Annotated in this window: 11 protein-coding genes and 1 other RNA gene; 7 read left to right on the forward strand and 5 right to left on the reverse strand. The window is 38.4% G+C overall.

The window, feature by feature from the left end; genetic code table 11:
- Positions 1-67 precede the first annotated feature (67 nt).
- Genes VIM94_RS04300 through VIM94_RS04310 form a run of 3 tightly spaced genes read left to right on the forward strand, consistent with a single transcriptional unit; the run spans position 68 to position 2,053 of the window.
- Positions 68-718 carry a hypothetical protein gene (locus VIM94_RS04300; RefSeq protein WP_332038055.1) on the forward strand — a complete coding sequence of 217 codons (651 nt, stop codon included), beginning with the start codon at positions 68-70 and terminating at the stop codon, positions 716-718.
- Positions 705-1,520, forward strand: coding sequence for a DUF3822 family protein (locus VIM94_RS04305; protein WP_332038056.1), 816 nt, complete (start codon positions 705-707; stop codon positions 1,518-1,520). The genes VIM94_RS04300 and VIM94_RS04305 overlap by 14 nt, the downstream gene beginning before the upstream one ends.
- The gene (locus VIM94_RS04310; RefSeq protein ID WP_332038057.1) at positions 1,520-2,053 is read left to right on the forward strand and encodes an RsmD family RNA methyltransferase; all 534 of its coding nucleotides are present in this window, start codon (positions 1,520-1,522) and stop codon (positions 2,051-2,053) included. Before VIM94_RS04305 ends, VIM94_RS04310 begins: the two co-directional genes overlap by 1 nt.
- Positions 2,054-2,436: 383 nt before the next feature.
- Here VIM94_RS04310 and rnpB read toward each other — a convergent pair.
- An RNA gene (rnpB, locus tag VIM94_RS04315) (RNase P RNA component class A) lies at positions 2,437-2,774 on the reverse strand.
- Positions 2,775-2,915: 141 nt separating this feature from the next.
- On the opposite strand from rnpB, the gene VIM94_RS04320 reads away from it, so the two are divergent.
- Together VIM94_RS04320 and VIM94_RS04325 are read left to right on the forward strand one after the other, a co-directional pair.
- Complete coding sequence (locus VIM94_RS04320; RefSeq protein WP_332038058.1) at positions 2,916-4,805, forward strand: DNA polymerase III subunit gamma/tau; 1,890 nt, start codon at positions 2,916-2,918, stop codon at positions 4,803-4,805.
- Positions 4,806-4,807: 2 nt separating this feature from the next.
- Positions 4,808-5,392 carry a tRNA-(ms[2]io[6]A)-hydroxylase gene (locus tag VIM94_RS04325; RefSeq protein ID WP_332038059.1) on the forward strand — a complete coding sequence of 195 codons (585 nt, stop codon included), beginning with the start codon at positions 4,808-4,810 and terminating at the stop codon, positions 5,390-5,392.
- Here the strand turns inward: VIM94_RS04325 and VIM94_RS04330 are convergent.
- Genes VIM94_RS04330 through pdxH form a run of 4 tightly spaced genes read right to left on the reverse strand, consistent with a single transcriptional unit; the run spans position 5,389 to position 9,523 of the window.
- Positions 5,389-6,285 (reverse strand): exopolyphosphatase, encoded by an 897-nt coding sequence (locus VIM94_RS04330; RefSeq protein WP_332038060.1) that lies wholly within the window; start codon positions 6,283-6,285, stop codon positions 5,389-5,391. The two genes, VIM94_RS04325 and VIM94_RS04330, sit on opposite strands and share 4 nt — an antisense overlap.
- Positions 6,282-8,384 (reverse strand): polyphosphate kinase 1, encoded by a 2,103-nt coding sequence (gene ppk1 / locus VIM94_RS04335; RefSeq protein ID WP_332038061.1) that lies wholly within the window; start codon positions 8,382-8,384, stop codon positions 6,282-6,284. The genes VIM94_RS04330 and ppk1 overlap by 4 nt, the downstream gene beginning before the upstream one ends.
- Before the next feature lie 3 nt (positions 8,385-8,387).
- Positions 8,388-8,873 (reverse strand): SixA phosphatase family protein, encoded by a 486-nt coding sequence (locus VIM94_RS04340; RefSeq protein WP_332038062.1) that lies wholly within the window; start codon positions 8,871-8,873, stop codon positions 8,388-8,390.
- A 2-nt stretch (positions 8,874-8,875) separates the two neighbouring features.
- On the reverse strand, positions 8,876-9,523 hold the full coding sequence (gene pdxH, locus VIM94_RS04345; RefSeq protein ID WP_332038063.1) for a pyridoxamine 5'-phosphate oxidase: 648 nt from the start codon (positions 9,521-9,523) through the stop codon (positions 8,876-8,878).
- 314 nt (positions 9,524-9,837) lie between these two features.
- On the opposite strand from pdxH, the gene VIM94_RS04350 reads away from it, so the two are divergent.
- Together VIM94_RS04350 and VIM94_RS04355 are read left to right on the forward strand one after the other, a co-directional pair.
- The gene (locus tag VIM94_RS04350) at positions 9,838-10,323 is read left to right on the forward strand and encodes a hypothetical protein (protein WP_332038064.1); all 486 of its coding nucleotides are present in this window, start codon (positions 9,838-9,840) and stop codon (positions 10,321-10,323) included.
- 569 nt (positions 10,324-10,892) lie between these two features.
- On the forward strand, positions 10,893-12,355 hold a 1,463-nt coding region (locus VIM94_RS04355), incomplete at its 3' end, for a PKD domain-containing protein (RefSeq protein ID WP_332038065.1).

A 12,355-nucleotide genomic window follows, 5' to 3' on the forward strand; every position in this document is an offset into this window, starting at 1 on the left:
TTTACGAATAAAAAAAAATTGTAGATTTGTCGTGAAACACTAATATTATCTTAAAAAATACGAAAGCATGAGACTTGCAATTCAATTACTTCTTTGGGTGGTGATCATTGGTCTGGCCTACCTTACTTTTGATGCGGTTTATCAACCAATTCAGTTCAACAAGGTTAAACAAAAACGCTACGCCAAAGTAATTGAAAACCTAAAGGATATCCGAGAGGCAGAACTTGCCTACAAGGAAGTTACCGGACAATTTGAAGGAGATTTCGATAAGCTGGTACAATTTTTAGACACCGCTGAATTCGCAATTACTCAAAGGAGGGATACAACCATTCTAGATGAGGAGTACAAAAGAACCTATGGAGTAGATCAATACCTTGAAAAAGTAATTATTGATACTCTGGGCTTCGTGTCTGTAAAAGACTCTCTATTTAAAGGAGACCGCGAGCGATATACCAACATGATGAATGTACCCGTAGAAGGTGTAGACGCAAAATTTGAACTTGAAGCAGGGACCATGAAAAAAGGTGACAGAGACATTCCCGTGTTTGAAGCAAAGGTTGCTAAAAGCGTAATCCTTGCCGATCAGGATAGAGATCTTATTCTTCAGGAAAACGAAATTCAGTCGGTAGACGATGTGAACGGCCGTTACATAAGGGTGGGCTCTATGGAAGAGATCAAAACCACTGGAAACTGGCCAAAAATTTATGGTGACGAATAAAGAATTTCAATCAAACTTAAAACTGTCCATCCAGGTTAGCCTGGATGGACTTTCTTTTTGTATCCAGGATACCACAACGAAGGAATTCGTTTTTTTTAAGAAACTAAGTTTTGATCGCCAACTCGATCCGGTAAAGATTCTTCAGAAAATAGATAAGGAATATGAAAATGAAAAGGCGCTTCAGCAAAACGTAAGGGAAATAAGCCTGATCTTTGACAATCATCTCTACACCCTTGTTCCTATTAAACTATTTAATGAAGAACAGGCTTCAAATTATCTTAAATTCAATACAAGGATACTCAAAACAGATTTTATAGCTCACGATGCCATACACAGTGCCGGGGCTGTTTGTGTTTATATTCCCTACGCCAATATTATCAATTATTTCTTTGACAAGTATGGCGAATTTGAATATAAACACAGCATTTCAGTTTTACTGGAAAATTTACTAAAAAGAGAAAAAAGCAATTCCACGCGGGTTTACCTTTATAATAAATCTGGCAACTACGACCTGGTCGTTATTGAAGAAGCTAAGTTAATCTTCTGCAACAGCTTCCAGTATGAAACCCCGGAAGACTTTCTTTATTATCTCCTTTTTACTGCGGAACAACTAAAGCTTGACCCCGAAAAACTTGATCTTCAAATTCTCGGAAATATTTCTGAAGAATCAGAGCTCTATCAACTTGCTTACAACTATATTAAGAATATAAGCCTTTCAGAACAAAGCACAAAAAACACTTTCAGCAAACCTGAAGAAAAGCAGCAAGCTGAAGCTGAATTTGTTCTTTTAAATTCATTCTAATGCGAATCATTTCAGGAAAAAACAAAGGAAAAAGATTAATCGCTCCCAAAAAATTACCCGTGCGGCCCACTACAGATATGGCCAAGGAGGCTTTATTCAATATTCTGAATAATCGCTTTAATATGAATGGGCTTCAGATCCTGGACCTGTTTTCCGGGACTGGAAATATCGCCTATGAGTTTGCCTCCCGTGGTGCTTCTGCCATCACTGCGGTGGACGAGAATTTTGATTGCGTAAAGTTTATAAAAAAGACTTCTACCGAACTCGATATGAACATTCATGTGATAAAAAGCGATGTTTATAAGTATCTTGAAAAAGCCCCAATAAAGGCAGATATTATCTTTGCTGATCCTCCTTACGATTTTGAACCGGAAGCTTTTCAGAAAATTACTCATCTTATTTTCGAAAAAGAGCTCCTCCAGGAAGGCGGGTTTCTTATATTAGAACACTCAAAGCATACAGACCTTTCAGATTTGGAGCATTTTAAAGAATCCAGAAAATACGGAAGTTCGGTCTTTAGCTTCTTTGAGTAAATTCAAAATTCTATGGAATCTTTGTTAAAAACTATAGAGCTTAAGGACACCAGCCTTCAGTTTTATAGCAATCATGTGATCTCAAATGTAAAGGAAGATGTAATCTTTGAAGATTACCACGTGGAACAAATTTTAAGGATATGTAAGGTAGTTTTTGATTTTCGGCCATTTGTATATATTTCTAACCGCAAGTTGGCCTACAATGTAAACCCCATTATTTATTTCGGGTTAAAAGACTTCAAAGAACTAGCCGGCATCGCCATTATATGCAAGGACCTAATGGGGCAAAAAACCGCTCATTTCGAAAAACAATTTTCACCCGTCCCTTTTGATATTTTTAACAATATGGAAGAGGCCATAACCTGGTCAAAAAGTTTAATAAAAAATAAAGCAGGCCTGTAAGCCGGATTCTGTTAACCGTGGAAAAACCACGATTCCCTTATCATTTATCTGAAGTTTTTGTTACCAAAAACCTTGAGCTGCCTACCCTCCGGTAGCAGACGGGCCGTCTGCAAGCACCGGTATACATGGCATTGCACCGCATAGAGTTTACCTGATTTCACTACAGCATTACCTGTACATCCTTTCTGCTGCACTTGTCCTAATCCCTAACCCGATAGCTATCGGAAAGGGACCGGTGGGCGTTACCCACTATGCTGCCCTGTGGTGTCCGGACTTTCCTCCATCCCTCTAAAGGAACAGCGATAAGGCGGCCTACTTTAAGCTGCAAAGATAATCTAAATTCCTTGCTTTTATAATTCTGTTAATCCAATTCATTTTTTATGCCGGAAAATTAAAAATATAGCTTATGATTCTAGGACTTAAGCCGGCTATTTTTATATTTGTTGTTCAAATAATTTCGATGGAACATTTTATAGTATCGGCAAGAAAATACAGACCACAAAGCTTCAGAGATGTGGTGGGCCAACAGGCTATTACCAATACTTTAAAAAATGCTATTGAAAACAATCATCTTGCACAAGCCTTATTATTTACAGGACCTCGTGGGGTGGGTAAAACCACCTGTGCCCGTATTCTTTCTAAGATGATCAATCAGGATGGCACCCAAAGTCCCGATGAAGATTTTGCATTCAATATTTTTGAACTCGATGCCGCCTCTAATAACTCTGTAGACGATATTAGGAACCTTATCGACCAGGTTCGTATTCCACCACAGGTTGGAAATTATAAGGTGTATATTATTGATGAGGTGCATATGCTATCCCAATCGGCTTTCAATGCTTTTTTGAAAACCCTGGAAGAACCGCCGAAGCACGCCATTTTTATTCTTGCCACTACCGAAAAGCATAAAATAATACCCACCATTCTTTCACGTTGCCAGATCTTCGATTTTAAACGCATCACCGTTACCGATGCTAAAAATTACCTGGCCTATATTGCAGAACAGGAAGGAGTAAATGCCGAAGAAGATGCGCTGCACATCATCGCTCAGAAAGCTGATGGTGCAATGCGGGATGCACTCTCCATCTATGATCGTGTAGTAAGTTTTAGTGGAAAAGACCTTACCCGGCAGGCTGTAACCGAAAACCTTAACGTTTTAGATTACGACACCTACATGAAGGTTACCGATCTTATTCTGGAAAATGATATTCCAGGCCTGTTGGTCACATACAACGAGATCTTGTCCAGCGGTTTTGACGGTCATCATTTTATCATGGGCCTCGCTTCTCATTTTAGAAATCTATTGGTTTGTAAAGATCAAAAAACTATACAATTGCTGGAAGTAGGCGAACAAACCAAAACCCGTTACTTTGAGCAGGCTAATAAAACCAGTCATCCCTTTCTTATTAAGGCCATTGATCTTGCCAATGATTGTGATTTAAAGTACAAGAACAGTCAGAACCAGCGACTGCTGATAGAACTTTGTCTTATGCAACTCGCCTCCATCACTTTTAATGGAGAAAAAAAAAAGTTTGAACAGCCAATAATCCCTGCAACTTACTATGAAAAAGCCTCTGTAGAGCTTTCTACGGAAGAAAAAGCGTTGGTTAGAGAAAATGAACACCAGGAAGAAGCTCCGGCCGCCCCGCAGGAATCCCAGCTCCCCTCTCCCCAGGCAAACACCGATGGGATAGATGGGCATTGTGTGAGCGACAATAATAAAAAGTATTATTCTGAAGATGTTCCTGCAGCAGAGGTTTCAGAAGAAAATCTAGATTTGAATAATTCTGAAGAAGCTTCCCCGGAAGAAGATAATGACAAGAAACCTGATACCTCTGTTGAATCTGCCGCTCAACCTAAATCCGGTTTAAATAATAATGGTTTACAGAAGGAAAAAGTATCCGGACTTTCCCTAAAAAGTATCCGGAAGAAAAAAGAGCTGGAAGCCAAGCAACAGGAAAATGCCCCTAAAAAATCCGAAAAGTTAACCCAGGAATTCAATGAGACGCAGTTACATGCCGCCTGGGACGAGTATGTACATCGATTAAAACAGCGGGGAGAAAAAATACTGGCTTCCATTCTTGAAACAGACCTTCCGAGTTTAGACGGACTAGAAATTGTATTGGAAATGCCTAATGAAGGTATGAAGATTGACCTAGAGAAAGAGAAAAACAAATTGATGGGTTTTTTGAAAAAGAAACTTCAAAACACTGAAATTAGCCTGGTTGTCAAGGTGAATGAAACAAAGGCCAAATCTTTTGCCTTTACCCCGATTGAGAAATATAACAAATTGAAAGAAAAAAATCCACTGCTCGATAAATTAAGAAGCACCTTTGATTTAGACGTATAATTATGTTAGGACTAAAACTACCCACAGACCCGCGATGGGCAAATATAGCAGAAAAGAATATCGAAGAGATTCTTGTAGACCATGCTTATTGCGAACAAAAAGCGGCTTCTACAGCAATTTCTCTTATTGTAACTTTCCCTGAATACCCAGAGCTGGTTAATGAAATGACGGCGCTTGCCCGCGAAGAAATGGGACATTTTAAGATGGTGCATGACAAACTTCAGCAACGCGGCCTGAAACTTGGTTGGGAGCGCAAAGATGAATATGTAATTAAATTGCGTGGTTTTTTTCCGAAAGGCGGTAGCCGAAGCACTCAACTGGTTCACCGTCTACTCATCGCCGGACTTATAGAAGCTCGAAGTTGCGAGCGGTTCAGATTACTTTCAGAAAAACTAAAAGATAAAGAACTTGCAGAATTTTACCGTAATTTAATGGTAAGCGAAGCCAATCATTATACTATGTTTCTCAAATTCGCCCGACAATATGGAGAAGACAGAAATGAAGTAGATCGAAAATGGCAGGAATTACTTGAATACGAAGCACAAATAATGAAAGACCTGGGCAAAGACGAGACTATTCATGGTTAATTGCGCTTATCTTCCCTATAAAGAGATTTAATAATTCCATCGGCCAGACCTATTTTTGGCACATATATTTGGTTTGCCCGAGCCCACTTCATAGCGTTTAAATATATCCTGGCAGCAGGAATAATCACATCGGCCCTGTCATTTTTAAGCTCCAGTTCGGTGATGCGTTCCTCGTAAGTATAAGAATTAAGCAAATCATTATACTTCTTCAAATAAGAAAGACTAAGAGGTTTACCTTCTTTCTTTCCACTTGTCTTAAAGATATTATTGATGTTTCCCCCGGAGCCAATAAGGTCTATATCATTATAATTAGCAGTGATTTCCTTTACCCAGTTTTCCATTTCATTCCAGGTTTGATGTTCCACAAGGTCTTTGAGCAAACGAACCGTCCCTACTTTAAAAGACTTGGCAGTGATACTTTTCCCATTACTATATAAAGTATATTCTGTACTTCCCCCACCCACATCTACATAGAGGTAATTCTTATTGTTTTGAATAAGATTATGAAGATCGGTTGCTGCAATTATTGCCGCTTCATGATTACCATCAATGATCTCAATCTCCAGCCCCGATCTCTCTTTTATTTTTTCTACCACTTCCTTTCCATTCCGGGCTTCTCTCATCGCCGAAGTTGCAAAGGCCTTATACTTCTCCACCCCATGGGATTTCATCAATAAATTAAAGGCCTGCATGGTATCCTCCATTCTGTTGATATTGGAATCAGAGATTTTTTGAGTAACAAATACATCGCCACCAAGACGAATGGGCACCCTTACCAACGAAGTTTTCCTAAAACTGGTTTCCTTTCCTTCCTTTTCAGTGATCGTTGAAACCAATAATCTCACAGCATTCGAACCGATATCTATTGCAGCATAATTTTTCTGAGTTATCATGAATCTGGGTTTTGTGTTTTCTTTAAATAATAATCATATAAGGCAAACTGAGATCTAAGAAGTGGTTTATCGTTTTTGCGATAGGCATTATCCTGATTTTCGGAATGTTCCCGCGCCTTAACATTATCCTGCCAACTAATATCAAAGGTCTCCATAATTTCCCTCTTGATATCCTGATCATAAACCGGACACGAAATCTCAACCCGGTTGTCCAGGTTTCGGGTCATTAGATCCGCGGAAGAGAGGTAAACCCTGGGATCTCCATTATTTTCAAATATAAAGACACGCGGATGCTCCAGGAATTTATCTACAATACTAATAGCTTCAATATTTTCACTCAAACCTTTTACTCCTGGAATAAGACAACAAATTCCCCTTACTATTAATTTAACCCTTACTCCTGCCTGGCTGGCTTCGTAGAGTTTATTAATCATAGGATAATCTGAAAGGCTGTTTAGCTTCAACTTAATCTCTGCCTTTTTACCCTTTTCTGCATTTTCGATTTCTGTATGAATCAATTTTACCAATGCAGTCCGGGTATAATGAGGGGAAATAATCAGATGTTTATATTTGCTTACCTTATAGTTGATCTCAAAGAAACCAAAGACCTTATTAACTTCCTTTAGAATTTCGGGATGGGCTGTGAACAGAGTGTAATCGGTGTATAATCTGGAAGTAGATTCGTTGAAATTCCCGGTGCTTATAAATCCATATCTTTTCAATTTTCCTTCTTCTTCCCGCTCTATTACACAGGTTTTACAATGTACCTTTAATCCCGGAACACCAAAGATTAAGTTAACACCTTCCTGCTGCATTTGTTCCGCATAACGAATATTGGCAACTTCATCAAACCTGGCCCGGAGTTCAATCTGTACCGTAACCTTTTTGCCGTTTTTAACTGCATTAATAAGGGAACTGGCTATATGGGAGATCTTCGCAAGCCGATAAATAGTGATTTTAATTGTCCTTACCTTGGGATCCAGGGCTGCTTCACGGAGAAATTTTACGGTATAAGCAAAACTTTGGTAAGGGGTGTAGAGCAGAAAATCTTTTTTCGCGATTCCACTAAAGAGACTGGTTTGCAGGAAGAGACCAGGGATAGGCAAAGGCTCGATTACTTCATATAAAAGATCATTTCTTCCAAGGCTGGGGAAATTCATATAATCCCGCCGGTTGTGATAACGGCCGCCAGGAATTATACTATCTGAAGCATCAATACCCATCTTATTAAGAAGATAGGTGAGTGTATCTTCAGCAATATTCATATCATAAACAAAGCGCACAGGTTCTCCTTTAATACGATCCTTAACACTATTTGAAATCTTTTCAATAAAACTCTTACTAAGGTCGCTATCAATATCAAGCTCGGCATCCCGGGTAATCTTGATCATATGAGCTGAGATACTTTCATAATCAAAAATATTGAAGATAGTATCTAAATTAAACCTTATAAGGTCATCCAGCAAAATAATATATTGTTTACCATTTTCTTCCGGCAGTACGACAAATCTTTCGATACTCCTTGGAATTTCGATAAGCACATATTTTTTCTCCTGAACCTGTTGATCCAGCAATTGTGATATTTTTTGACTGGATTTCTCCTCCTTCATCACCATCTTCACTGCAAGATAGGCTGCACTATCTTTAAGGCTTGGAATTTCCGGAAGATCATTAAGGATAATTGTAACCAGGGCCGGACTTACTTTGGAGAGAAAAAAATCTTTGAGAAATTTCTGCTGAGACTGAGACACCTGTTTCTCATTAATAATGTAAATATCATGGGCTTTTAATTGATCCTGAATATCAGCCAGGATTTCCAGACTTTCAGCTTGTTGTTTAATAACAATTTGAGTTATTTTTTCCAGAAGTTTACTGGCCTTAATTCCTCCCAGAACTCTTTTTCCTGCTTTTCCGGCAAGATCAATTCTCTTCACTGTAGCATAACGTACCTTGAAAAATTCGTCCAGATTATTAGAAAAAATCCCAAGGAAACGCAAGCGCTCGATCAAAGGAACAGTTTCATCTTCAGCTTCTTGAAGAACCCTTGCATTAAACTGAAGCCAGCTAAGTTCCCGGTTTATATATTTGTATTGTGGCATAGATTATCGAAGTTCCTTGGGAATTAAAGTTAATAAGGTTTTACCTTTTTTAATATCCTTCCAGGAATCAACTTCAAAATCTATAACGCAAAGGCCCGTAGTAGGCAAATTATCCAGACCTTTATCCCCAAGTCGGTTTACAAGACCGGTCATTGCCGGATTGTGACCAAAGACAACCAATTTTTCTATGCTGTTATCACAGGATTTAATAATCTCCAGCAAATCCTCTTCATCAAAGGTATACAGAGATTCTTTTATCTTAAAATTTTCATCAGGTACCTCCAGTTGGTCTTTAAACATCTTGGCGGTTTCCAAAGCTCTTACTGCATGGCTGCTCCAAAACATAGCATCCGGGGAATAGAATTCTTTATAAATGCTACTCACAACATCACCATCACGATAGGCGCGCTTTTTCAAAGGTCTCTTATCATCCGGAAGATCGTGCTTCCAGGATGATTTTCCATGCCGAACTAAGGTTAGTCTTTTCATAATTATGGTGCTACACGTTTAATTTTCCAATCTCCATTTGTATTTTTCTCATACTGCACCCGATCATGCAGGCGATTTCTTCTTCCCTGCCAGAATTCAAAATGAAACGGTTCTATCAAATATCCGCCCCAATGCCCAGGCCTGGGGATTTCACCTGCCTTAAATTTTTCTTCCAATTTTTTCATTTCATCGATTAGATACTGGTGAGAGGGGATTTCCTGACTCTGTTGAGAAGCCCAGGCTCCCAATTGGCTTCCACGAGGTCGCACTCTAAAATATTCATCCGAATCTTTAGCCGATGTTTTAACCGCTATGCCCTGAATAATCACTTGCCGCTCAAGAGCCGGCCAAAAAAAGCTAATACATAATTTGGGGTTTTCGGCCAGATCTTTTCCTTTTTCAGAATTATAATTGGTATAGAAGGTGAAGCCGTCCGAACTAAATGATTTCAGAAGAACTACACGGGATGTGGGAGTCATATCCTCCCCTACTGTGGCCAGGCTCATTGCATTGGGCTCTGCGATTTCAGGGTGATCTTCAGCATCTTTAAACCAGGCAGAAAATAAAGCTAAAGGTTGAGATGGTAAATTGTCATGAGCCAGTTCACTCTTTTCATAAGACTGGCGATAATGCTTAAGGTCTTTTTGCATAATATGGGCTTTTCTGCAATTTACAAGTTTTAGCAAGAAGCCGGAAAGATAATTTCGCTGAACTTATAGTAATCTGATGAAAATCACTCCGTTTTTATAGCAAATTGCAGCTTTAGGAAATTACATAATCCACAAAACGCAAATTACTACGACAAAAAACACTTATCCTAATATTTCATTGCATTTTATCTAATAAATATCGATTACATCCAAAATATTTGATTTTTATTCAAGCAAATGAAGCTTTCACGTATTTTTGTGCAAAATTACAAATAAGTATAACTGGCAAAAATATATTAAAAACCCCTCCAAAAATGACATTTCTTAGCTCTGCGTCGTCAATTAAAAGAAGTTTTCTCACAAATATTTTCCTCCTTGTAATCTTTTTAAGTTTAGGTAGCTGTACTGTTCCTGCACTCACAAATGCCGATAACTATGGGCGGGCTCATGAAGTCTATGCTGTAGATTTTAACCCTGAAGATCTAAGCAAGTTAAGTATTGCAAAAATGGATGAAGGAACCTGGAAAGAGGTTGGAAGCTTTAAAAACAGTCCAAGTGCGCGTTATAATGTAGAAATTAAAGGAGACTATTTAATAGTAACCACCAATAAAAATCCAATGGACGTACCAACCTATAAGACCTGGTTAGATTATGCAAGGGAAGAATTAGGCTACGATCAAAACGACGCATATGATATTTTTGAAACCGTAGAGGAAGGTTGGATCTACGAGATTAACCTTAAAAAGCATCCTCTGGTAAATACCGAAGATCACAGGTTATTGATGTATGAACGCAAATAACTAAACCCGAAATTCTATTATAAAGCCATCTCCCGGATGGCTTTTTTTTTCCGATTTTACAATTTCAGCTATTATATTTGACTGGAAGTTCAGGCTTTTTAAACTTCAATTTTAGTCTGAATTATTTCTTCCTGCTATTGGTTAATTTTACGGGTTTCTAGTTATTGTATTTTCCAAAAGTTATAAAAGTATAATCAAGTTTTTTTAAAACAAATACCTGTTTTCTTGTATATCTTGGATTGAAAATAAGTTGTTTACCGACTAAATTCTGCCTTACATCTAAAAAAAACGAAATTCCTTTTTTAAAGTAGAATTTACCATAATTTTACCATAGAAATGATGAATAAAAAAGATTAACCCCAATTAATCAATAGGTAAAATCCCCTAATTTTATCGTTTATCTTTTCTGATTAAATCCCCAAGATTTAAATATTGTTTTTCCCCAAAGAGAACATGAATGATTTTTCCCCTACAAATCATTTTAGACCTACACCTACTTAATAATTGAGTTGTTCTGTAAATAGAACACTACAAATGATTGAATAAACTTAATTCTAAACATGTCTAATATGATTTGGAAAACTACTCTGGCAAATAAGTTGGGTTTTAACTTATTTAGCATTTTTACTGTAATTTTTACTATAGTCAGCTCTTTACAGATGCAGGCTCAATGTAATAGTAATAACGTAACCGTAAACGATTTTTATCTTGGAGATGAAAACGGAGTTCCGTTACAACCTAATTCCAATTATCAAATAGGACAACCTGTAGATGCATATTTATATGCTCAATTTGGAGGAAGTTCAGGGAATGGTTATTCTCTTTATTTGGAATATAACATTAGTGTTGATGGGGTCTCACAACCTTTGGTAAAACAATGTTTGTATAATGGCCAACCTATCCCGCCTTCTGGTTATCATCAAATAAGTTCATTTACCTGGGAATGGGGAAAAGAATTGGAATTACAAAATCTTTATATGGATTGGTACACCAATTCAAAGACAAGAATTTGTGAACCACAAAATCGCAATTCACAATGTTATAATTCCCCGGTAGATCTGTTAATTAGCACACCTTTAGTAGCTAATTTCGATTATACCCAATCCTGTGAAGATTATACCGTTAACTTCACTAATCTAACAACCGGGGGAGACGTAGATAATTATTCTTACCACTGGGATTTTGGCGGATTAGATTCCAGTACAGATCCTAATCCCAGCTATACATTCCCGGGTCCTGGTCAATATCTGTATGAAGTTGTACTCACCTCAAATGACGGAAGTGTTCAAAGCACCTACTCTGAAAGTATTACAATTTTTGAACCTGTAAATGCTCAAATCACCGGAAACGAAGAACTCACCTGTGAGGTGACTTCCATAACTTTAGATGCCTCTTCTTCCACCGTGCAGAGCGATGCAAATTACCAGAGTACCGGAGCAACTTACCAGTGGAGTACAGGAGCAACTACTGCTACTATCGAAGTTTCGGAACCTGGTGACTACTGGGTGATCGTAACCGACAGCGATAATGGATGTTCCGATGAAACCGAAGTAAGCGTAACCGAAGATGTAACTCCTGTGGTTGCTGAAATCTCAGGAAACCAGGAGCTAACCTGTGAGATGACTTCTATAACATTAGACGCTTCCTCTTCCACCGTGCAGGGCACTGCCTCTTATGAGTGGAGTACCGGAGCAACTACTGCTACTATCGAGGTTTCGGAACCAGGAGATTACTGGGTGATCGTAACCGATAGCGATAACAAATGTTCTGATGAAACCGAAGTAAGCGTTACTGAAGATGTAACTCCTGTGGTTGCTCAGATCACTGGAAACGAAGAACTCACTTGTGAGATGACTTCCATAACTTTAGATGCTTCCTCTTCCACCGTACAGGGCACTGCCTCTTATGAGTGGAGCACAGGAGCAACTACTGCTACTATCGAAGTTTCGGAACCAGGAGATTACTGGGTTACCATTACTGACTCAGACAACTCCTGTCTGGATTCAAAAACTGTAACGGTTATATACATCCC

The sequence above is a fragment of the Salegentibacter sp. genome, assembly GCF_036568425.1.
Taxonomy (GTDB): Bacteria; Bacteroidota; Bacteroidia; order Flavobacteriales; family Flavobacteriaceae; genus Salegentibacter.